Annotated in this window: 19 protein-coding genes; 6 read left to right on the plus strand and 13 right to left on the minus strand. The window is 61.4% G+C overall.

Annotated elements, in window-relative coordinates:
- Positions 1–13 precede the first annotated feature (13 nt).
- The 3 genes from tldD to EAY64_RS15140 all read left to right on the plus strand — a co-directional run bounded on the left by tldD (position 14) and on the right by EAY64_RS15140 (position 3,382).
- Complete coding sequence (gene tldD / locus EAY64_RS15130; RefSeq protein WP_103525574.1) at positions 14–1,456, plus strand: metalloprotease TldD; 1,443 nt, start codon at positions 14–16, stop codon at positions 1,454–1,456.
- Positions 1,457–1,466: 10 nt separating this feature from the next.
- Complete coding sequence (locus EAY64_RS15135) at positions 1,467–2,273, plus strand: substrate-binding periplasmic protein (protein ID WP_103525575.1); 807 nt, start codon at positions 1,467–1,469, stop codon at positions 2,271–2,273.
- Positions 2,274–2,446: 173 nt separating this feature from the next.
- Positions 2,447–3,382 carry a LysR family transcriptional regulator gene (locus EAY64_RS15140; protein WP_103525576.1) on the plus strand — a complete coding sequence of 312 codons (936 nt, stop codon included), beginning with the start codon at positions 2,447–2,449 and terminating at the stop codon, positions 3,380–3,382.
- A gap of 6 nt (positions 3,383–3,388) precedes the next feature.
- Here EAY64_RS15140 and EAY64_RS15145 read toward each other — a convergent pair whose 3' ends face one another.
- Complete coding sequence (locus EAY64_RS15145) at positions 3,389–4,108, minus strand: cellulose 1,4-beta-cellobiosidase (protein ID WP_103525577.1); 720 nt, start codon at positions 4,106–4,108, stop codon at positions 3,389–3,391.
- Positions 4,109–4,660: 552 nt separating this feature from the next.
- Here EAY64_RS15145 and EAY64_RS15150 point away from each other — a divergent pair.
- Together EAY64_RS15150 and EAY64_RS15155 are read left to right on the plus strand one after the other, a co-directional pair.
- On the plus strand, positions 4,661–5,347 hold the full coding sequence (locus EAY64_RS15150; RefSeq protein WP_103525578.1) for a response regulator transcription factor: 687 nt from the start codon (positions 4,661–4,663) through the stop codon (positions 5,345–5,347).
- Between the two features lie 2 nt (positions 5,348–5,349).
- The gene (locus tag EAY64_RS15155; RefSeq protein ID WP_103525579.1) at positions 5,350–6,681 is read left to right on the plus strand and encodes a HAMP domain-containing sensor histidine kinase; all 1,332 of its coding nucleotides are present in this window, start codon (positions 5,350–5,352) and stop codon (positions 6,679–6,681) included.
- Between the two features lie 8 nt (positions 6,682–6,689).
- On the opposite strand, the gene EAY64_RS15160 is transcribed toward EAY64_RS15155, so the two are convergent.
- The 3 genes from EAY64_RS15160 to EAY64_RS15170 all read right to left on the minus strand — a co-directional run bounded on the left by EAY64_RS15160 (position 6,690) and on the right by EAY64_RS15170 (position 8,278).
- Complete coding sequence (locus EAY64_RS15160; RefSeq protein ID WP_103525580.1) at positions 6,690–7,115, minus strand: BLUF domain-containing protein; 426 nt, start codon at positions 7,113–7,115, stop codon at positions 6,690–6,692.
- Between the two features lie 2 nt (positions 7,116–7,117).
- Entirely contained in the window at positions 7,118–7,825 is a 708-nt protein-coding gene (gene folE, locus EAY64_RS15165; protein WP_103525581.1) for a GTP cyclohydrolase I, read from the minus strand.
- 252 nt (positions 7,826–8,077) lie between these two features.
- A complete protein-coding gene (locus EAY64_RS15170; RefSeq protein ID WP_103525582.1) occupies positions 8,078–8,278 on the minus strand; it encodes a hypothetical protein in 201 nt (66 codons plus the stop codon).
- Between the two features lie 192 nt (positions 8,279–8,470).
- Here EAY64_RS15170 and EAY64_RS15175 point away from each other — a divergent pair, with 192 nt between their 5' ends.
- On the plus strand, positions 8,471–9,664 hold the full coding sequence (locus EAY64_RS15175; RefSeq protein ID WP_103525583.1) for a GGDEF domain-containing protein: 1,194 nt from the start codon (positions 8,471–8,473) through the stop codon (positions 9,662–9,664).
- Between the two features lie 78 nt (positions 9,665–9,742).
- Here EAY64_RS15175 and EAY64_RS15180 read toward each other — a convergent pair whose 3' ends face one another.
- From EAY64_RS15180 to EAY64_RS15220, 9 genes are all read right to left on the minus strand, one after another.
- Complete coding sequence (locus EAY64_RS15180; protein WP_103525584.1) at positions 9,743–9,940, minus strand: hypothetical protein; 198 nt, start codon at positions 9,938–9,940, stop codon at positions 9,743–9,745.
- A gap of 146 nt (positions 9,941–10,086) precedes the next feature.
- Positions 10,087–11,178: a type VI secretion system protein TssA gene (tssA, locus tag EAY64_RS15185; protein ID WP_103525585.1), complete on the minus strand. Its 1,092-nt coding sequence runs from the start codon at positions 11,176–11,178 to the stop codon at positions 10,087–10,089.
- Positions 11,179–11,243: 65 nt separating this feature from the next.
- On the minus strand, positions 11,244–11,507 hold the full coding sequence (locus EAY64_RS15190) for a PAAR domain-containing protein (RefSeq protein ID WP_103525586.1): 264 nt from the start codon (positions 11,505–11,507) through the stop codon (positions 11,244–11,246).
- Complete coding sequence (locus EAY64_RS15195) at positions 11,504–12,946, minus strand: hypothetical protein (RefSeq protein WP_103525587.1); 1,443 nt, start codon at positions 12,944–12,946, stop codon at positions 11,504–11,506. The genes EAY64_RS15190 and EAY64_RS15195 overlap by 4 nt, the downstream gene beginning before the upstream one ends.
- A gap of 12 nt (positions 12,947–12,958) precedes the next feature.
- Positions 12,959–15,604 carry a type VI secretion system ATPase TssH gene (gene tssH, locus EAY64_RS15200; RefSeq protein ID WP_103525588.1) on the minus strand — a complete coding sequence of 882 codons (2,646 nt, stop codon included), beginning with the start codon at positions 15,602–15,604 and terminating at the stop codon, positions 12,959–12,961.
- A gap of 44 nt (positions 15,605–15,648) precedes the next feature.
- Positions 15,649–16,674, minus strand: coding sequence for a type VI secretion system baseplate subunit TssG (tssG, locus tag EAY64_RS15205; RefSeq protein WP_103525589.1), 1,026 nt, complete (start codon positions 16,672–16,674; stop codon positions 15,649–15,651).
- Positions 16,638–18,497, minus strand: a complete 1,860-nt coding sequence (gene tssF, locus EAY64_RS15210) for a type VI secretion system baseplate subunit TssF (protein ID WP_103525590.1) — start codon at positions 18,495–18,497, stop codon at positions 16,638–16,640. Before tssF ends, tssG begins: the two co-directional genes overlap by 37 nt.
- Positions 18,498–18,503: 6 nt before the next feature.
- Positions 18,504–20,534 carry a T6SS phospholipase effector Tle1-like catalytic domain-containing protein gene (locus EAY64_RS15215; protein ID WP_103525591.1) on the minus strand — a complete coding sequence of 677 codons (2,031 nt, stop codon included), beginning with the start codon at positions 20,532–20,534 and terminating at the stop codon, positions 18,504–18,506.
- Positions 20,522–20,923: DUF3304 domain-containing protein (locus EAY64_RS15220; protein ID WP_147456236.1), on the minus strand; the 402-nt coding region annotated here is incomplete at its 5' end. The genes EAY64_RS15215 and EAY64_RS15220, both read right to left, overlap by 13 nt.

Here is a 20,923-nt window from a genome sequence, read left to right on the forward strand (position 1 = left end):
AGAAAGACCCACCATGCAAGACGCATTCCGCATTGCCGATCAACTCCTGCTTGCGCCTTATGGCGTGGACGAGTCCGTAATCGAAACCACCTTTTCGCGCATGCGCCAGCATGCTGTCGACTATGCCGATCTCTACTTCCAGTACACCCGCAGCGAGGGCTGGAGCCTGGAGGAGGGCATCGTCAAGTCCGGCAGCTTCAGCATTGATCAAGGCGTGGGTGTCCGTGCCGTTTCCGGCGACAAGACTGCCTTTGCCTACTCCGATGATATCGGTGCCGAAGCCATTGGCCGTGCGGCCGATGCAGTGCGTGCCATCGGTGCAGTTGGTGGAGATGGCTCGGCCGGACGGCAGTCGCCGCAACGTGCGCGTGATCTGTACCCGGCCATCGACCCCTGTTACAGCCTGGAAGCCGCTGCCAAAGTGGCATTGCTGGAAAAAGTCGAGAAGCTGGCCCGCGCCATGGACCCGCGGGTGATTCAGGTGATGGCTGGCGTCGCTTCGGAATACGACGTGGTTTATGTGGCACGGCATGATGGTGTGCGTGCTGCCGATGTGCGCCCGCTGGTGCGGCTGTCGGTGCATGTGATTGCTGAACAGGATGGCCGCCGCGAACAGGGTTCCGGTGGTGGCGGCGGTCGTTTTGACCTGACCCGTTTCGATGATGAGCTGGTCGAGCTTTACGTGCGTCAGGCAGTGAACCAGGCGCTGATCAATCTGGAGGCACGTCCGGCACCGGCCGGGCAGATGACGGTGGTACTGGGTTCCGGCTGGCCGGGCGTGCTGCTGCACGAGGCCATCGGTCATGGTCTGGAAGGTGACTTCAACCGCAAGGGTACTTCAGCCTTCTCGGGCAAGCTGGGTCAGCGCGTGGCCGCCGCCGGGGTGACTGTGGTGGACGACGGTACGCTGGATGGCCGACGCGGTTCGCTGGCCATTGACGACGAAGGCAACCAGACCAACCGTACCGTGCTGATCGAGGATGGCATCCTCAAGGGCTATATGCAGGATGCGATGAATGCGCGCCTGATGCAGGTGGCCCCCACCGGCAATGGCCGGCGCGAGTCTTATGCGCATATCCCGATGCCGCGCATGACCAATACCTATATGTTGGGCGGTCAGCACGATCCCCAGGAAATCATCGCCTCGGTCAAGAATGGCCTGTATGCCGCCAACTTCGGTGGTGGTCAGGTGGACATCACCAGCGGCAAGTTTGTGTTCTCGGCCTCGGAAGCCTGGCGTATCGAGGATGGCAAGCTGACCTACCCGGTCAAGGGTGCGACCCTGATCGGCAATGGCCCGGATGTGTTGGGCCATGTCTCGATGATAGGCAATGACATGGCGCTGGATCAGGGCGTGGGTGTCTGCGGCAAGGAAGGGCAGAGCGTGCCGGTAGGCGTGGGTCAGCCCACCTTGCGCATTGATGGTGGCCTGACTGTCGGCGGCACGGCCGGCTAGCCGGCATGACATGCTGAAGTGGCATAGCAAGGCCATGGGTATCGGCAAGGTGCTGTGGCCGGTCTGTCTGTTGCTCGCGACAGCAGCCTCTGCCCAGGACTTTGTCGTGGCAGTGGAAGAGTCGGATAACCATCCCTTCGAATACGCCAGGGGGGATGGCGCGGAGCATGGCGGTTTTCATCTGGAGGAAATCGACCAGGTGGCGGCGCGCCTGGACTGGCATGTGGTGTACAAACCCATGCCCTGGCAGCGTGCCCTGCGCAGCCTGCAACTGGGCCGGGTGGATGCGCTCAGTTATCTGGCGCGCACCCCGGAGCGCGAAGCGTATACCGTCTTCATGCCGGCGGCCATCCAGCACCGGCAGTATGCCGGGCTGTTCGTGCGCCGCAGTCAGCGCCGGCATTTTCCTGAAAGCAGCCAGCCCTGCACCTATGCGGGCTATCGCATGGCGGCCGCCAGCAACTACTTTTATGGCGATGTGGTGCAAAAAGCCATGCATTCCTGCTGGCAGATCGAGATCACTGCCAGCTCGAAGGAAGAAGTATTTTCCAAGCTGCTGGCTGGTCGTATCGATATCGCAGTGGCTTATGGCACCTCCTTGCAATCGCTGGCAGCCAGCATGCCCGAGCTGGACTCGCAGGTGGTGGCCCTGCGCCAGCCGCGCTGGCTGATCGGTGATTTCTACCTGGGCTTTTCCCGCAAGGCGATGTCGGCGCAGCGTATTGCCCGTTATCTGCAGGCGCAGCAGCAGTTTCGTAGCAGCAGCGACTATCAGCGGCTGGTACGCAAATACAATATGAAGGAATTTCTGCCCTGAGCGTGGCGAGCACCAACCAGCCATCCCGCATCGCGACATGTTCTTGCCTCAGCCTGCGTCCCGTGCAGCAGGCCGTCACCCAGGCCATGCTGTAGCCCTGAAAATTCAAGCTTGTTCCAGCTATTGCCAATAAATGATTGATAACGGTAGCCGCCTGCTGCCTGGAGAAGGGTATGGTCCGACTGGAAGATCTGCAGATATTGCTGCATACCGCACAGCTGGGCAGCCTGTCCGCTGCCGCCCGCCTGCTGGGCATCAGTCCGGCGGTGGCCAGTGCCGGGCTAAAGCGGCTGGAAGCCGAGCTGCATACCCGCTTGCTGGTGCGTTCCACCCGCAGCTTGCGCCTGACGGCCGATGGCGAACGCTATCTGGCCCACGCCCGTGCCGCCATGGATGCATTGCAGGCCGGTGAGCAGGTGCTGGCGGCGGGACAGCAGGCGCTGCATGGCCAGCTCAGCCTGTCGATGCCTTCGGATATTGGCCGCCAGCTGTTGCGGCCCTGGCTGGATGATTTCCTGGCCGAGCATCCGGCAGTACGCTTGCAGCTGCACATCAGTGACCGGCTGGCCGATCTGTATCGCATGCCGGTGGATGTCGCCCTGCGCTATGGCGTGCCGGAGGACTCCAGCCTGGTCGCCCTGCCGTTGCTGGCTGACAACCGGCGGTTATTGTGCGCGGCACCGGCTTATCTGGAGCGGCATGGTTCACCGCAGCGACCGGAAGATCTGGCCGCACATGAGTGCCTGCGATTTGTGCTTGGAGATGCCCTGCATGAGCGCTGGCGCTTTGCCCAGCATGGCACCTGGTCGGTGGTGACCGTGGGTGGCCGACGTAATAGCGATGATGGCGAAATCGTGCGCCGGTGGGCGCTGGCCGGGCAGGGCATTGCCTACAAGTCGCAGCTGGATGTACTGGATGATGTGCGCGCTGGTCGCCTGCAAGCCTTGCTGACTGATTACCAGACCGAGCCGACCCCTTTGTATCTGGTGTGTCCGCACCGGCTGATGCTGTCGCCCTTGCTGATGCGCTTACGCGAGTTCCTGCAACAGCGGCTGCAGGAACATGTGGCGGGAGAAAGCGCAAGCCTGCCTCCAGCGGGCTTGCGCTGAGTGGAATCAGCCCTGGGTGCTGAGCAGATTGCCAACCGAGGACGAGTAGCTGTTGCTCTGGCTGTTCTGCAGGTTCTGCAGCAGAGCGCTCAGGAAGGATTGCAGATTGGCGGAGTTGCTGCTGCCCGAGCTGCTGGAGCTGGTGTTGCTGCTGCCATTGGCCTGCTGCACGCTATTGACCAGATTGCTGAAATCGCTTTGCAGAGTATTGAGTGCGCTGGAGCTGCTGCCGCTTGTGCTGCTGCCAGACGAGCTGGACAGCTGCTGAATCAGGCTTTGCAGCTGGCTCTCGGCATTGCCATAGGCGCTGGTGCTGCTGTCCGTGCTGCTGTCGGAACTGCCGCTGCCGGATTTCAGTGCGCTGAACAGATCATGCATGAAGGTGTGCATGGCCTGCATCGGATTTTGCGCGCTGCCCGTGCTGCTGGTGCTGTCATCATTGTCGCCATCATCATCCGGTGGTGGCGGGGCCTGCAGGCTGGCCAGCGCGCTATTGCTGGAATTGCCATTGCTGCTGCTGGCGCTGTTGTTGCTGGATGGCGGCTGCAAGGAAATGCCCAGCTGGCTGAGTGCTTGCTCCACGCTTTGCATGAAGGCGTCGTTACCGCCACGGTGCTTGCCGTGGTGACGGGTTTCGCTGCTGCTGGACGTGCTGCTGGTCGATGTGCTGCCAGTCAGCTGGCTGCTGTAAATCGACGACGTGCTGCTGATGCCCGAAATACTCATGATAAGGCTCCCTGTGCTTGCTTGTGACTTGTGCTGTAAAGCCACCTCCAGAGATCAGGACGCGGCATTGCGCCTGCGTACGGTGCAAGTTTCGAGCCAGGTGCGGCGCCTGAAAATGTAAATTTTCGTCAGCAAATGTTAAGAAGTGTTAGTAAAAACAGGATTTTATCGCGCCTTTGCTAGTATTCCGCCTGTTGCTGGGCAAGCCGGATAGCTGGCATGGCAAGATTTGCCGCCAAAGCGGAAGTCAGCGCGGGAGTATTGCCGTCTGATCATGGCTGGTTTGGCCTGGGCGTGTGCACAGTCGGCAAGAATTGCCGCTGTTGCGGTGGGGCAGCCGCCTGAAGTGAGAGAGGGACCCGGGCAAGCGGGCGGCGGCTGCTTGGATAGCATGATGCGGGAGCTGGCGGTTAAGGAAGGTTAATAGCCGGTAAAGCGCTATAAATCTGTGTAAAAGCCAGTAAAACTTCACCCGCAGGCGGCCGTGATGTGGATCATGTCTGCCGATAGTCCCGGGAGAGCGGGGCCTGCATAGAATAATCAGGATGGAAAATGCGAATACTGCTGGTAGATGACGATATCGAGTTGGCCGACATGCTGGGCAGCTATCTGGAGCGGGAGTCCTGCCTGGTCCAGAAAGTGAGTGATGGCACCAGCGCGGTGGTGCAAGCCTTGTCCGGCCAGTTTGACCTGATGGTACTGGATGTGATGATGCCCGGCCTGAGCGGCGTGGAAGTGCTGCGCCGGGTGCGCGAACACAGCATGCTGCCGGTGCTGATGCTGACCGCGCGTGGAGATGATACCGACCGCGTGCTGGGCCTGGAATTGGGGGCGGATGACTATGTGCCCAAGCCCTGCACTCCGCGTGAGTTGCTGGCACGCATTCGTGCCATTCTGCGCCGTACGGGTAACCAGGTGCAGCCGGCACAGGAAAACGATGTGCTGCGTGAAGGCCCGCTTACCATGTGGCCGGGCGAGCGTCGTGCGCAGTGGGCAGACGAAACGCTGGAGCTGACCAGTACCGAATACAGCTTGCTGGAATTACTGGTACGGCATGCCGGCCAGCCGGTGGGCAAGGACGTGCTGTCCAAGCAGGCGCTGGGCCGGCCGCTGGCGCGCTTTGATCGCAGTGTCGATGTGCACATGAGCAGCATCCGCCAGAAACTGTCACGGGTGGCGCCAGGCCGCATCTGCATTCAGACCGTGGTGCGCCGCGGCTATCAGTTCATCAAGGCCTGAGCATGGGGCGCCTGTTCTGGAAACTGTTTCTCATTCTGTGGCTGGCGCAGATCTGCACGGTGTTCGGAGTGGGCACGGTCTTCTGGCTCAGGCACCGCATGGAGAGTGCCGCCGCCATCGAACAGCAACATCCCATGGATACCGCGGTGCTGGACATGGCGGCTGCCGTGCTGCGGCGCGAAGGAATAGCCGGCTTGCGCACCCATCTGCAAGACATGAGCCCCGGTGCGCGCCGGCATCTGCTGGTGCTGGATGATCAGCAGCACGAACTGCTGGGCCGGGCAGTGCCGTCGCCAGAACGGCTGGGGCTGCGACCATCGCGTGAAGTGACGCTTGGCGGCTCTGCTCATTACCGCTTGCTGCTACTGCCGCCCGGCCCGCCGGGAGGTATGCCGGGTGGGGGGCCGGGTGGCGGGCCTGAGCATGGTCCGGGGGAGCCCAGCCCCTTCCCCATGCTGCCCATCATTGCGGCCTTGCTAGCCAGCTTGTTGTTCGGCGCCATCCTGGCGCGCCATCTGTCCAAGCCGATCCGCTTGATGAGCGATGCCTTCCAGTCGGTGGCCAGGGGTGAAATGGATGTACATCTGGGCAGTGACCTGGGCAGCCGGCGTGATGAGCTGGCGGACCTCGGGCGTGATTTTGATGCTCTGGCCCAGCGCCTGAAGCAGCTGATTACCGGCCAGCGTCGCTTGTTTCACGATGTATCACATGAGCTGCGTTCGCCGCTGGCCCGGTTGAATGCCGCAGTGGATCTGGCACGACAGCAGCCGGAAAAGCTGGAGGAATGGCTGGACCGCATCGAGCGAGAATCCGGGCGGATGGATGCGCTGGTGGGGGAAATCCTTGCCCTGGCGCGGCTGGATGCCGAAGCATCACAGCACCCGGCAGAGTGCCTGCCCGTGGATGTGCTGCTGGAAGAGCTGATTACCGATGCCCAGTTCGAGGCGGAGGCCAATGGCACCAGCATCCTGTTGCTGCAAGAGGACATGGCCGAGGTCATGGCACAGCCAGAGCTATTGTCGCGCGCATTGGAAAACGTGGTGCGCAATGCCATCCATCACACCCGCAATGGTGGTCCGGTTTCGCTGGCAGTGATGCGCGGCAGTACTGAGGTGACGATTGCCGTGAGCGATTGTGGGCCTGGGGTGCCGGAGCATGAGCTGAAAACCATCTTCGAGCCGTTCTTCCGCAGCGAGCAGAATACCCAGCCCGGGGGTTATGGCCTGGGTCTGGCCATGGCGCAGCGCATTGTCGAGGCTCATCAGGGCCGGATACAGGCGGCCAATCTGCCGCAGGGTGGCTTGCAAGTGAGCATCACCCTGCCGCTGGCCTGAGAGCAGGCTTAGCCGCGTGAGCGCAGGCCGCCCGAGTTGCCCAGTTCGCTGAGCAGGCGCGTGGTGGTACTGCCGCTCAGCCGGAAGGGGTCGAGTACCGGACTGGAAGAATGCCGCAGCAACAGTGCGGCATTTTTTTTGTCGATGGGGGCCTGCGCCATCGACCAGCTGGCGAATTCGCGCTGATCGATTTCCTGGTAGGCCAGCAGCGTGACATCGCGATGACGGTTGTCGCGGCAGATATGCTGGTACAGGGCATTGACTTCGGCACGGCCACCTTCCAGCGCCTGCACGAAGACATCGTCGCCATAGCACAGTACGCCGGTAATGCCGCTTTGCGGATTGTGCTGGTGGGCGGCGTCCAGGATCTGCTTGACCAGTTCGCTGGTGATCGGGCTGCAGCTGCGGCTGGCGTAAATGAGTCGGACGAGCATGGTCAGTTTCCTCTGTGCATCAGCGACAGGAATTCCCGGCGCAGATTGGCGTCGCGCAGGAAAGAACCGCGCATCACGCTATTGGTCATTTTCGAATTGTTATCCTTCACGCCGCGCCAGTGCATGCAGAAATGATCGGCTTCCATGACGATGGCCAGCCCGTCCGGCTGCAGCTTGTCCATCAGCAGGTCGGCAATCTGCATCACTGCTTCTTCCTGGATTTGCGGGCGGGTCATGATCCAGTCGATCAGTCGCGCATATTTGGACAGACCAATCAGGCTGGAATGCTCATTCGGCATCACCCCTACCCAGACCCGGCCCATGATGGGGCACAGGTGGTGGGAGCAGGCGCTGCGTACCGTGATGGGGCCGACAATCATCAGCTCGTTGAGCTGTTCGATATTGGGAAATTCGGTATTCGGCGGGCTGTTTACATAGCGGCCACGAAATACCTCGCGCACATACATCTTGGCTACGCGACGGGCGGTGTCCTGCGTGTTGTGGTCGTTGACCGTGTCGATGACCAGGCTTTCCAGTACGCCCTGCATTTTCTCAGCCACTTCCTGTTGCAACAGGTCTAGCTCATCTTCCTCGATGAAGTCGGCAATATTGTCATTGGCGTGAAAGCGTACGCCGGCCTGTTGCAGGCGGTAGCGTATGCGAGATGAAACGCTGGCCGTCGTTGTGGCTTTGTCGTCCGGTTTGCTCATGGTGGGGGTGACCCTATCTTGATGGCTGGCTTGTTCTGGGTTAGGGGCGTTGCAAGTCGCTACAGCGGTGGTGCCAGGCCTGATGTGCCAACCGCTCTTCATCATGATGTGTGCGAGATTCTTGTCCGGCGTCCTGGCTGCCGCCCGCTGTTGCGACAACTGGAAGCCATGTTCTGAATGGTAATGCGCTTGCCCGGCAGGGGAAAGGAAAAACCTGTCCCACTCGTTCAGATGGTGTCTCCACCTCTGCTTTCAAGAGGAGGAGGCGGTTTTGTGCTGCCGGTACAGGCAGGGTTGGCCAGAAGCTTCCAGCACATCCTGGCAGGGCTGACGCTTGCTCTTGATCTGCAAGGCGTGACAGGCATAGGGGAAGCGTGCGTCGTGGCTGATGTAATAGTGGCGGCAGCCTTGACAGCGCAGACGGGCAGCAGCGGTATTGCTCGTGGTAGGCATGGGCTGGCGTGGCGGATGGTGGTAGCTGAATTGTGCCGTTTATAGCACCGAATGTGAATATTTGTTTTAAATGGTGATGGTGGCTGTCATTTTTGATATAAAGCTGGATTGCCCCTGCAGTTTTCGCCGGATGAATCCGGCGGAGCGTGGGCCTGGTTCTCCGGCGCTTCAAAGCAGCCGACATACATCATTATGAATATCAACCCTGTATTGGTGCTGGCACCCATCTTCCTCACCACCGAGTTGCTGAGCCTGGCACTGTGCATGGTGCTGGCTTCGCTGCGCAGCAGCGGGCTGCCTGGTGTGCGCCAATGGCTGCTGGCCAATATGGCTGTGGTGGTTTACCTGCCCTTGCTGGGCTTGCGCGACATCATTCCTGATTTCATTTCCATCGTGCTGGCTAATGGCATCGTGGCGCTGTCGGCCGCTTGCTACTATGCCGGCTGCGCCCATTTCCTGGGCCAGCCCTCCCGCTGGAAATACCTGCTTGCCGGTGCCTTGCTGCAAGTACTGGCGGTGACCTACTGGCGTTACGGTGTCAACAGCTTGCCATTACGGGTGATGGCGATTTCCGCCTATGGTGCGGTGGTGTGCACGGCGACCTCCTGGCTGATGCTGCGCCATTACACCGGCCGCCGTAACAGTGTGCACTACCGGCTGCTGACGGGCCTGTCCTGCCTGTTTGCCGTGGCACAGATCGCGCGCAGCATTTATTTCGGCATGCTGCATCCCGTGCCCACCAACATCATGCTGGCCAGTGGCTGGAATGTGCTGCTGCTGTGCATTGGTGCCGCCATCATGCCGGCGCTATCCATGGCGGCCGTGCTGATGCTGCACGAGGCCTTGCAGACTGAGGCCGAAGAAGCGGCCAACCGCGACTTCATGACCGGTGCCTTGTCACGCAAGCACCTGTTTGCCACCGGTCAGCAGTTCATCCTGCAGGCTGCGGCGACCCGTCGTCCGCTGACCCTGCTGCTGATCGATCTGGATCATTTCAAAACCATCAATGACACCTATGGCCATGCGGCGGGCGATGAGGTCTTGCGGGCCTTTGCCGACATGGTGGGCGAGCATTTGCGTGGCCGCGACGTGCTGGGGCGGCTGGGGGGCGAGGAGTTTGCGGTATTGCTGCCGGATGCCAGCTTGGCTTCGGCCCAGCTGGTGGCCGAACGGTTACGCTTGCGTGCGCAGCAGCATCTGGTGGTCAGCAGTTTCGGTGAGTGCCGCTACAGCATCAGCATCGGCGTGGCCGGCTGGCTGGGCGGGGAGAGCTTTGATCAGCTGTGCCAGCGGGCGGATCAGGCCTTGTATCAGGCCAAGAATAGTGGCCGCAACCGGGTGCATACCAGTCAGCTGGCACCGGAGTTACTGCCGCAGTCGGCATGAGTTGGCGCATTCCGCACGGAGCGTGGCGTGGCCGGCGCTGGGCGGATGAGGCGAGGCTGTTGCTTGATGAGGAAGCGATCAGGCCGTGGTGTCGACGCTATTGCCCAGATGGCTGGGGTTGCTGACGTATTCGTAGACGCCGACACCAAGGGCGGCAGCGGCGAGTAGCGGGTGGGCTTCCACCACCGACGCGGCCTCGGTCACGACAGAGGCGGTGGCCTTGAGAATCGCCCCGCCCGATGTGCTGATGAAAGAACCTACCGCCCCCAGAAACATGGTTTTATCCCTTAGTGCATTTGAAATGCTATCGACGGCCAGGCTGCGGACTTGAGGCGCTTTACCCAGATTTACACCGGGCAGGCGGCCTTGACCAAAAGCGGGATTGCCAGGCCGGCCATGGCTGGTGGCCCGGCTGGGCAGCGTCAGTCAGCCTGCTTGCGCACATCCAGTAATTCTTGCAGTTGCGACAGGGTGGAATCGTCCTTGACCACGTGTTGCAGCCATTCCTCCAGGCTCATTTCCGCCCAGCGCGCCGCACGTTCCGCCAGCGCTGCCACCGGGCTGTGTGGTTCGTGCACCCGGAAATAGCGGGCGACTTCGCCCAGCATCTGCACCGCTTGTTCACGACTGCGGATCTGGCCGTCAAAGTCAGGCTGCTGTAGCGGGGCCGGGCTATGGCTGGTGGCGGTGGGCATGGCGGGTCTGCTCTCCTGCGGGGTGGTCTGTGGCCGCGTGGTGGTCGGGGCGGCTTCCGGTGTGGTCTGCTTGCGATAACGCAATACCAGGTCCTGGCAGGCGTAGATGGCATTGCGGGCGTCGACCAGGCTGGGCGCATGTTCGCCAAAACGCTGCTCCAGTTTCTGCTCCAGCAATTCATAGCACTGATGGGATTGCACCAGTTGCTCATGCACCGTGGAGAACCAGCCGGCACCACACAGGGTGGCGGCTTTTTCGAAGCTTTCCCCCGGCAGCTTGCCTTCGGCAATGGCGGCCTCGCGTGCGGCGGCATCCTTCAGCCCCAGATTGTCCACTTCCCGTGACTGCTGCCAGTCGTTCCAGCCATAGCCGCCAAACTCAGGCTTAATGAGTGGCGTGGCACGAATGGCGGCGGCCAGTTGCTGATTCAGCCATTCCAGCTTGCCGATGCGTTCGTCCAGGTCTTGCGGGTCCAGCTCCGGATAGCCATTGGCCCAGTATTGATCCAGCCAGCCGTTGAGCAGGCTCAGCCCCAGTGGCAGGCTGGCGATGCCCTGTTGCTGCAGCAGGGCTTCGGCCAGCCAGACAATCAGTTGCAGATCCTTGCTTTGCTGGCTCAGCGCCTGCTCGCACAGCCGGATGACCTTGGGCCATTCGGCGATTTTCAGGGTCTGCTCCCACTCGCCCTGAGCCAGGCCGGGGTCGTCGCTGCGGCGGGCTTCGCGAATCTGGTCGAACAGTACCGAGTAACTGAGGTCTTCACCCGCCGGCTGCGGGCCGGCAATCGGTGCCAGCAATTGTTCAAGCTTGTCTTGCATGAGGTGTCCTGAGAAAGGGAAGGGATGGCTGCCGCTGGCCTGTTGCTGCGGTTTGCACGGTGTGCTCAGCCTCGGCCTATTTCGGGCATGGTGGAGATCAGCACGGCGCCGCAGCTGGTTTTGTGGCCTTCCAGTGCGACGGGCTTGCCACCCACCAGCCAGGAGGAATCGCCCTCGACGATGCTGCAGTTGCTGTGCCCATTGCGCGGGCAGCTGACACTATCGCCAAGGCAGGCTACCTGCTTGCCGAACAGGGTGGTGCTGGAGGCGGAGCTCACCACATTGCCGCCGTGATCGGTAGGGTCGCCAAGTCGGATGACGCGTTTCATGCGGGTATTTCCTCCAGGGTGGGGCGTATCACGCTCAGGCAGGCTTCATCGTGGCTGAACTGCACCAGCATGACGGGGGCAGCCAGCTGGGTGCTGCGGCTGATGGCCTGTGCGGTAAGCAAGGCCGTGGTGGCGGCGCCGACATCGCCCCATTCGCGCACGCTGTTGCTGGCCTGGTCGATGGGGTGAAGTTCGATCTGATGGCGGCTGAGCGCACCGGACAAGGCTGAGAGACGGGTGCCACCGACATCGACTTCGCCGCTGTTATGGCTGAGCCAGGCCAGGCTAGTGGCGCGGTTATTGTCTGGCTGGGCGTCTTCCTCGCTGAAGGGGTAGTCCAGCAAGCGGCCGTTGACCAGGGCATTGTCCAGCAGGGTTTGCAGCTGGCGGGCCAGCTGCATGGCACGCATGGCTGCCGGGCCACGGCTGGCGGTAGCCAGCTGGGCAAGCAGCGGCAAGGCTGCCAGCGAACCCTGCACCGAGGGCGGAACATTTCCCCATTCCGGCGAGCTGGCAGCCGTGCTTTTCTCCCAGTAAGGCTGGTAGGGATCGGGCTGGTCATCAACAGACGTCATGGCACTGGCGGCTGCGTCCTGTTGCGGCAGGCCGCTACGCAAAAACAGCATGGCAACCAGCGCAATGCCGGGGCGGCCGCGCCATGCCAGCTCCGGATCCGGGCTGTTTTCCTGCCATGACGCATCGTCCTCCTCAAAGGGCAGGCCCGGTGCGTCGGCGGCCAGCACGACCAGTCCGGGTAGTTCGGGTGTTTGCTGCAGCACTTGCGCCACGCGTTCGGCCAGCGGGCCATTGCCGGGAAGGAAGCGGCAATCCTGCGCTGGTGCTTGTTGCAGGCCAAGGCTTTGTTGCACGGCTTCTTGCTGGGCAGCCTTGAGCGCGTCCAGCTGCTCGATGCCGGATAGCGTGGGCAGGACTTCGGTATACAGGGGTAGCCATGCCGCACCGGCGGCCTCGGCATACAGGCGTGACAAGGCCTCCTGCAATAGCGGGGTGATGGCATCCAGCACATTGTCTGCTTCGATATCGTCCTGGCTGATGGCTTGCCATTCGCAGCTGCTATCGGTTTCTGTCAGCCAGTCGGCCTCATCCTTCACCGGCAGTGCCGTGCCGTACAGCCAGCGGCAGTCTATGGTGTACTGCCTTTCGCGCAGGGCGTTCAGATGCTGCTGCCGCGCGGCTTCGCGGGTGGCGGTTCTTTCGGCTTCAGCATTGGCGGCGGCGGCTTGCTGGGCCGCCTGCTCGCGCCGCTGCCGCAACACGCCCCACCAGCGTATTGCCAGCGTGGCCGCGACCGGCGGCACGATGTGCAATAGCAAGATGGCCGAAGGGCTGATGCGCTGCCAGCTCAGCGGCAGTACCAGCCATAACAGCCCCCACCAGCCTATGGTGAGGCCCCCAAACAGGGCGGGTAGTCTCCACATGGTGCCGGGTCCTTAGCTCAGACGCACTTTGATCTGCTCGCCCTTGAGCGAAACGGCGATTTTTTTCACCGGCTTGCCGCTGGCCATGCGGCCTAGCAGCTCACTGGAAATCTGCGCCAGCAGGGTGCGGGTCAGGATGGCATCGGCATTGCGGGCACCGCTGTCCACATCCATGCAGCGGGCGGCGATCTGCTCGGTCAGCTCCTGCGGGAATTCCACCTTGGCGCCATGATTGCTGGCGATGCGCTGGCGGATCTTCTCCAGCTTGAGCGCAACAATCGCCTGCAGGACTTCGTCGCTGATGGGGAAGTAGGGGACGATATCCAGCCGGCCCAGCAGGGCGGGTTTGAATACCTGCTGCAAGGTGGGCCGCAGGATTTCCACCAGATCGGCTGCGGTCGGTTCGCGGTTCTCGCCTTCGACGGTGACACCGTGTTCGCAGGCGCGCATTACCAGCTCGGTGCCGGTATTGGAGGTCAGCAGGATGATGGTGTTCTTGAAGTCCACCTCGCGTCCTTCGCTGTCTTCCAGCTGGCCTTTGTCAAAGACCTGGAAGAATAGCTCCATGACGTCCGGGTGGGCTTTTTCCACCTCATCCAGCAGCACCACCGAGTAGGGCTTGCGGCGTACGGCTTCGGTCAGCACACCACCTTCGCCATAACCCACATAGCCCGGAGGCGAGCCCTTCAGCCCGGATACGCTGTGCGCTTCCTGGTATTCCGACATGTTGATGGTGATCAGATTGCGCTCGCCGCCGTACAGGGCTTCGGCCAGCGCCAGCGCGGTTTCGGTCTTGCCCACGCCGGAAGGGCCCACCAGCATGAACACGCCCTTGGGCTTGCCGGGGTCTTCCAGATTGGCCTTGGCGATCTGTACCCGTTCGGCAATCTGCGCCAGCGCATGTTGCTGGCCGATCACCCGCTCGCCCAGCAGGCTGGCCAGCCGCTGCACCTGTTCCAGCTCGTTGCTGACCATGCGGCCCAGCGGAATGCCGGTCCAGCCGGAAATCACATCGGCAATGACGCTTTCGTCCACGCATTCGAAAGCCAGCGGCTGTTGCTGTTGCAGGGCGCGCAGTGCCTTGCGCTTGAGCAGCAGCGGACTGGGCTTTTTGCTGCTGGGCTTGGCGCTGTCGGTTTGCTGTTTCAGCGCTTCGATTTCGCTGACCAGCTGTTGCTGTTCTGCCCAGGCGGCGTGTAGCTGCTGCAGGTCCTGCTGCAGCAGGGCGTGGCGGGTCTGCAGCTCGGCAATGCGTTCGGCGTGGCCTTCTTCGCGTTGCAAGGCGGCAATCTCACGCTCGATATTGCCCAGCAAAACACTGAGATCTTCCACCGGACCGGGCTTGCCGGCGCGGGACAGGGCGACGCGGGCGCAGGCGGTATCCAGCACGCTGATGGCCTTGTCCGGCAGCTGCCGACCGGTGATGTAGCGGCTGGACAGGTGCACGGCTGCGGTGATGGCTTCGTTGAGGATGTCCACCTGATGGTGGTCCTGCATGGCCTGGGTGAGCCCGCGCACCATCTGCACGGCGATATCGGGCGCGGGTTCTTCCACTTTCACTACCTGGAAGCGGCGTGCCAGCGCGGCATCTTTTTCGAAGTATTTCTTGTACTCGGCCCAGGTGGTGGCGGCAATGGTGCGCAGTTCGCCCCGTGCCAGCGCCGGTTTCAGCAGATTGGCCGCGTCGTTCTGGCCGGCAGCACCACCCGCGCCAATCATGGTATGAGCTTCGTCGATAAACAGAATGATGGGCTGCGGGCTGGCCTTGACCTCGTCGATGACCTGGCGCAGCCGGTTTTCAAACTCGCCCTTGACGCTGGCGCCGGCTTGCAGCAAGCCCAGGTCCAGCGTGCGCAGGGCCACGCCCAGCAACACATCCGGTACTTCCTGCAGCACGATCTTGCGTGCCAGCCCCTCGACCACGGCGGTTTTGCCCACACCCGGCTCTCCGGTGAGGATGGGGTTGTTCTGGCGGCGGCGCATCAGGATGTCGATCATCTGGCGGATTTCACCATCGCGCCCCAGGATGGGGTCGATCTTGCCGGCGCGGGCCTGGGCGGTGAGGTCTATCGTGTATTTGTCGAGGGCCGGGCTGCCACGGCCTGCCGGACGCGCTGCGGCATTGCCTTGCTGCTCGCTGCTGTCGTCGTCGGCTTCCTCGCCGTCGCTGATGCCGTTGGCCGCTTCGCCGCCGTGCTGGCGCAATTGGCGGTAAGCGCCTTGCAACTGGCTGGCATCCTGGCGGGCCAGGCTGCGCGAGCCGGATTGCAGGGCATTGCGCAGGGCGTCGTCGCGCCACAGCACCAGCAGCAGGTCCAGGGTGGAGATGCTGTCCTGGCCATATTCCATGCTGGCCAGCAACCAGGCTTTTTCCAGCCATTGCGGCAGCCAGGCGGACAGCACCGGGTTGCGGGTATTGCCACTGCGGAAGGCATCCAGGGCACTATCCAGCTCGCGGTTGACCTGTGCCACCGGCAGGCCCAGTGCCTGCAGCGCAGACAGCGCGGCATTGTCAGCCTGATCCAGCATGGCCAGCAGGACGTGTTCGATTTCCACTTCAAAATGGGTGCGCGCCAGCGCGCGGCTGGCGGCTTGCTCTACAGCCTGGCGTGCGGTGGGAGTGAGTCGTTCGATAAGGGATTTCAAAGATACCGACATAGGTTTTCCAATAAGCACAATTCAAATCAACAAGCCTGCCGCCATCATTGCAGCAGGGCGTAACGCATATCATCCGGGTCGCGCGCTTGCGCACCCAGCCAGCAACTGCCGCCCAGGCGCAGGGCGTTGTCTGCAGCCAGCCGTGCCGGTGGTACGGCCTGTTTCTGTAATACCAGGCAGACATCCACCGCCAGGTTGTGGCCTACGGCAAACTTCAGCAGTGCCTGCAAGGCCTGTGCCGCCGGGCCTCCCGGTTGCAGGGCTTCGTAACGCTGGCGGTCCATGCTGCCCAGGCGCAGCTGCAGCCTGGTCTGCCGGTCCCATACCCGTGCTCCGGCCAGTACCGAAATTCCCAGTTCGCAGGCATGGCCGCCCAAGCGGCTTTGTTCGTCCAGCGGAATGTTCATCCATTGGCCGACAAACTGCTGCAGGCTGGCGGATACACCGAAAAAGCCTTCCACCAGCGCCACCAGTGCCTGGCCCGACAAGGGCTTCTGGCTGAGCAGGCCGGCAAAGAAGACGAACAGATTTTCATCTATGCCATTGTCACCTTGCAATTGCTGGCGCAAGGATTGCAGACCCAAGCCGCTCAAATCCAGCAGATTCCGGCTGAAGTCGTCTTCTTCGCCCGCCTCCACGCGAATCCAGTAGCGGTATTTTTGCCAGGCCGCAAAAAACAGGGCGGCGGAGCGGTGGCTGAACAGGTCGAGAAAGGCGTGCAGCGAGTCGTCCTTGTATTGCTGGCGTCGCTCCAGTAGCAGCTCGGTATAGGAGGTGGGCAGTACACCGCTGGGGCCGGTGAGGCCGATGAAGCTCTGCGTCATCTCACTCAGCGCATCGCCATCCTCGGCGGCGGCTGCCGGCCGGTAAGACTGCAGTTCGCTGGGTGGAAAACTGAGCGAGGCCAGGGTGCGGAAACGCAAGCGGGGCGGCAGGGCTGCGCGGCGGCCATCGTGCTTGCGCATACTCAGTCCCAGCAGCCGTACTGCCTGGAAAAAGCTGAACTGGCTGGCGTCTTGCGCCAGCTCTGCGTTCAGATCACGAGGGCTTCGCCGGCGCGGGCTGGCCATGTCGCTACCTCCTCGTCTTGTTGCACCGTATGCACGCGCAGACGGCTGAAACTGTTCGGGCTGCAATAAAGCGCGAAGAAGCGCTCCAGCACCGAGGCAAACAGGTAAACGCTGCCGCCCACGTAATAGTCGGCATCCAGCGTCAGCTGGATTTCACTGCCACGGACAAAGCCGGAGAAGTCGCGGCCACTGACCCGGCTGACCGCGGCCTGGCTGCGGATGCCGACAATGCCCTGGATCTGCCGGGTGTTCACTGCCGAGTCCCCCAGGTTGTACAGGGTCAGCATTTCCTGGATCGCCTGGCAGCCGGAATCGACGATGGACAGGTAATTCAGCGACAAATGCGAAATCAGCCGCCACTGCACCGCCCGTCCCAGCGGGCTGCGCTGGCTGGCGCTGGGCTTGCGCAATAGCCGCACCCGTTTCACTACCGAGTGGCCGGGCAGGGAAAAATCCGTGCGCTGGGTGGCCTGGCTGCCGCCAAAGGGAATCTGCTCCGGCAGGTCGCGGTTGCTGCACAGCAGGCTCAGGCTCAATACCTCGCTGGCTGGCCGCACCGCATTGAACTGCAAGTCCACCAGGTGCAGTTCCATCTCACTGCCCTTGTCACTCTGGCGGCGCGAGTTTTCACGGCTGGCGTGCCAGTAAAAACGTGGTGCCTTGAGATGACTGCCATGGCGGGTGGCGTAGAAGGGGGCGACTTCCTCGCTGCGTTCGCCTTCGGCAGATTTCTCCACGCGGACGACCCGCTGCAGCTGTACCACTTCGTAGGCCAGCGGCTTGCGCGCATCTACCACCACCGGATAGCTGGCTTTCTGATGGGTCACCCGGATGGGTTCGCCCGGCTGCTGGAACAGATTGACAATAGGCGTGCAGCCCAGCTTCAGGTGTTGGGCCTGCAACTGCGCCAGCAGCCGATGGTGGCGTTCGCTGTCCGGGTAGCGTTTCAGCATGATCTGCACGACCAGCTTGTCGCCAGGCAGCCGGCTGGCCAGCTTGTCCAGTTGCAGCAAGTCGACAAACAGGAATTTGTCCGGATAGCAGAAGTATTCGGTCAGCAGGCGATAGCCCATGAATGAGCGCTCGTCATACTCCAGCATGCCTTCGTCTTTGCCAAAGCCCACCGGCTGCAGGCAGGAGGCGGGCAGCACCCGCGTGCGTGCCGGGTCTTCGCTGCCATCGCCCACCCGCACACCCAGCGCATTGGACAGCAGCATTTCATACAGCAGATGCATCAGCGCCGGCTCGCCATCCAGGAAAAACCGCAGCGATTGCAGGCCGATATCACAGAGTGGCAAGCCACCCTGGCTTTGCAGCTCCAGGGTGAGGATGGCGGCGGCATCCGGTGCCAGTTGCCGCAGATAGGGCGAGGCGCTGGTCAGTTCCAGCCGGGCCTTGTCCAGCGTCAGCGGGTACAGGTCTACCGGATAGGCACTGCGGAATTTGCACACCACACCCTGCATGGCCGGGGCATGCACCGGCTGGCCACGCTCCACCCGGTAGCGCTTGGCAATTTCCGGCCGCAGGGGGTCGCACTCAAACTGCACGATGCTGGCCGACGGCACGGGCTGCAGGTAGTGCGGGTAGAGCACGTCCAGAAAACTGCCGGCCACTTCCGGGTAGTCATCATCCAGTTTTTTGTGGATACGGGCAGCCAGCAGTGCAAACGACTCGATCAGCCGCTCGGTATGCGGGTCCTCGCACTGGTCGCCTTCCATGTGCAGGCGACCGGCAATCTTCGGGTAGCGCCGGGCAAACTCACCGGATAGCTCGCGCAGCTGGCCCAGCTCGCGTTCGTAGTAGGGGAGGAGGTTTTCTAGCATGCGTTATTAGTGGCTGGATCGAGATATACGTTGTTGTGCGGACTGCTCTAGTTCCTTGCGCTTGATGTCCGTTACCCGTGGCGAGCGACAAATCAGCTGCTTGTTGCTATTGCCATCAGTGAAGAAAACAGTGCGGTAACGCAAATAAGTGCCGTGTGGTTCACGTTTGGCCAGTGCCGCATGCATGAACCATGCACGGGAGTCATGCACATGCTCGTCGTACAGTGCCATCAGCTCCGGGTTTTGGGTCACTGCGTTATACAAGCCTTCGCCATCTTCGCGCAGCATGACCAGTTCCTCGCCACAGTCATCGCTGAATACGCGCGAGATACCGGTAAAGAAGGTGGCCAGACCGCCAATCACATTGAAAGACAGAGTGGTGCGGCCGACATAATCATCAGCAAAATCCTTGGCCCCTTCTTTCAACTGGGTTTTGTCCTGTGTGGCTTCGTATTCTTTATTGATATTCGGGGTGTAAGTTTTATTGCCATCGGTAGGCTTGCCGTTCTTGACCGGTGCTTCCAGGGTGACCGCCTGGCTTTTGCCTTGCTTGCTCTGCTTTTTCCAGGCGTCTTTTTCCGCTTCTGCCTGCCAGGATGGGGTGTCTCTGGAGTGTTGATAGAAGGGGGCATTTTCATAGCCAGGGCCACCCTTCTCGTGTAGCCCCCCTGCGTAGCGGGCAATACGCCAGGCGGTGATCTGGGCGGTCTGGAACTGCAGGATGTCTTCCAGCGAGCTGCTGGCACTGGCTTGTTGACGCCAGGCTTCGAAGCGTTGTTTTAGAATGGAGTCGAGAAAATACAATTCTGCTATCGACTTATCCATAAAACGCCATTGCTCACGTTGCTGCAGCTGGGCAATGCGCTCGGCAGAGCCATGCAATAACTCCTTATTTACTTGCAGCGGTGCTCCGGCATCAAATGCCAGCCGGTACATATGCAGCAACGGCAGCTGTGATAGCAACATGCCTTGCCCTTCGCGGGCCTTGCCCTGGTCACCTGGCGGATAGCCACCGCCAACATCGCTGTGCATGCCCGGATACACCCATTCGCCCAGTGTGCAGGCCGGATAGCTGCGGTTGGCAATGGCGATGGAGTCCAGTGCAAAGCACAGCCGCTGCTCATGTGCACTCACCAGATGGGCACACCGCCGGGGCAGATGCGCCTCTGGTGGCAGTTTCATGGTGCCATCCGCCCAGCCCATATGGCCTTCTGCTCCCGGGGCCAGCTCGGTCAGTCCCACTGCCGCCACGGTATCGAACAGGCCCAGAAACTCCACGCTGAGCGGAATGCCGCACAGGCTTTCGCAGCCTTCGTCCAGCTGTTCGCGTAAGCGCCAGATAAAAGCCCGCGCTTCGGCCGCACCGCGTGAGAAGCCGTACACATACAGCTTGATGCTGAGAATTTCCGGTTTGTAACCGTTCTGGCGTTTAGCCAGCAAGGGGGCCAGTTGTTGTTGCATCAGCTCCCGGCGTTCCTGCCGGGTGGTGCTGCGTTGTTGTTTCACCCCGTGCTCGGATTCCACATAGCTATACTGCATGGCCTTGACTAGTGCGTATGCATCTTCAGCATCCAGTTTCTCATTTTGAGCGCTATAGGCACGGCGCAAGGCATCAACTAGGCGGGTCAGTCCCCACAGAATGCGGTCTTCGCCACCAGCGGCAAAGCTGAGGCCGCTGCTGGAAGGTTTGTCTTCGCCGATCTCCTTGAAAACCGTACCCACTCCCTGCATGTAGTAGCTGTAATAGCCCCAGTCTCTACCATCGAGAGAGCCAATTGATGCATTAAACAAGCGTCGTACATTGCTGCTGTTGACTGGATTGGCCTTGTCGTCTGAGTCGCCATGATTATTGGTACCGTCAAAAAACAGGCTGATATTCAGTACCTGTACACAGGGCGAGGGCTGCCCCTCCTGCCGGGCCTGGCAATGTGCCGCATCGACCTGCTGTTGTTGCTGGCTGCGATTGGCAATGACTTCGTCCAGACGGGTGGGTAGATAACCCGCTTCAGGAAAGGCGGGGGCGATCAGGGCTGGCATGTTGGTGAGGCTCCCAGGCGGCGGATGATTTCCTTGGCACGGCCTTCTCCATAAGGCAGATGACCCAATACTCTGCTGTGTTCAGCTGAGTCGATCAGTGGATAGACCTTGTCGCAAGGCAAAAAAATCAGTACCAAAGAAGATACCTTTTGGTAAGGTGGTACCTGCATGGTAATGCTGTGGTGGGTGTAGTTGGCCTTGTGAATGGCATGCCACTTGATTACTTCGGGTGTTGTCGTGCCATCGGGGTTGTATCTGGGAGGTTTGATCCCCCCTGGATTCGTGTCTGGACTGGGGTCCTTGGTCCACTCAATGGTGGCCATCATGCCGGGCTGCCATTTTTTTGGCAGGCTGACGCAGCACTCTTCGCCACCACCACCACCCATGCC

Source organism: Aquitalea palustris (assembly GCF_003693445.1).
GTDB classification, from domain to species: Bacteria; Pseudomonadota; Gammaproteobacteria; order Burkholderiales; family Chromobacteriaceae; genus Aquitalea; species Aquitalea palustris.

What these genes read in the sequence shown, in the direction of transcription:
- tldD (WP_103525574.1), top strand. Translation starts at nt 14, where the DNA reads ATGCAAGACGCATTCCGCATTGCCGATCAACTCCTGCTTGCGCCTTAT.
- EAY64_RS15135 (WP_103525575.1), top strand. Translation starts at nt 1,467, where the DNA reads ATGCTGAAGTGGCATAGCAAGGCCATGGGTATCGGCAAGGTGCTGTGG.
- EAY64_RS15140 (WP_103525576.1), top strand. Translation starts at nt 2,447, where the DNA reads ATGGTCCGACTGGAAGATCTGCAGATATTGCTGCATACCGCACAGCTG.
- EAY64_RS15145 (WP_103525577.1), bottom strand. Translation starts at nt 4,108, where the DNA reads ATGAGTATTTCGGGCATCAGCAGCACGTCGTCGATTTACAGCAGCCAG.
- EAY64_RS15150 (WP_103525578.1), top strand. Translation starts at nt 4,661, where the DNA reads ATGCGAATACTGCTGGTAGATGACGATATCGAGTTGGCCGACATGCTG.
- EAY64_RS15155 (WP_103525579.1), top strand. Translation starts at nt 5,350, where the DNA reads ATGGGGCGCCTGTTCTGGAAACTGTTTCTCATTCTGTGGCTGGCGCAG.
- EAY64_RS15160 (WP_103525580.1), bottom strand. Translation starts at nt 7,115, where the DNA reads ATGCTCGTCCGACTCATTTACGCCAGCCGCAGCTGCAGCCCGATCACC.
- folE (WP_103525581.1), bottom strand. Translation starts at nt 7,825, where the DNA reads ATGAGCAAACCGGACGACAAAGCCACAACGACGGCCAGCGTTTCATCT.
- EAY64_RS15170 (WP_103525582.1), bottom strand. Translation starts at nt 8,278, where the DNA reads ATGCCTACCACGAGCAATACCGCTGCTGCCCGTCTGCGCTGTCAAGGC.
- EAY64_RS15175 (WP_103525583.1), top strand. Translation starts at nt 8,471, where the DNA reads ATGAATATCAACCCTGTATTGGTGCTGGCACCCATCTTCCTCACCACC.
- EAY64_RS15180 (WP_103525584.1), bottom strand. Translation starts at nt 9,940, where the DNA reads ATGTTTCTGGGGGCGGTAGGTTCTTTCATCAGCACATCGGGCGGGGCG.
- tssA (WP_103525585.1), bottom strand. Translation starts at nt 11,178, where the DNA reads ATGCAAGACAAGCTTGAACAATTGCTGGCACCGATTGCCGGCCCGCAG.
- EAY64_RS15190 (WP_103525586.1), bottom strand. Translation starts at nt 11,507, where the DNA reads ATGAAACGCGTCATCCGACTTGGCGACCCTACCGATCACGGCGGCAAT.
- EAY64_RS15195 (WP_103525587.1), bottom strand. Translation starts at nt 12,946, where the DNA reads ATGTGGAGACTACCCGCCCTGTTTGGGGGCCTCACCATAGGCTGGTGG.
- tssH (WP_103525588.1), bottom strand. Translation starts at nt 15,604, where the DNA reads ATGTCGGTATCTTTGAAATCCCTTATCGAACGACTCACTCCCACCGCA.
- tssG (WP_103525589.1), bottom strand. Translation starts at nt 16,674, where the DNA reads ATGGCCAGCCCGCGCCGGCGAAGCCCTCGTGATCTGAACGCAGAGCTG.
- tssF (WP_103525590.1), bottom strand. Translation starts at nt 18,497, where the DNA reads ATGCTAGAAAACCTCCTCCCCTACTACGAACGCGAGCTGGGCCAGCTG.
- EAY64_RS15215 (WP_103525591.1), bottom strand. Translation starts at nt 20,534, where the DNA reads ATGCCAGCCCTGATCGCCCCCGCCTTTCCTGAAGCGGGTTATCTACCC.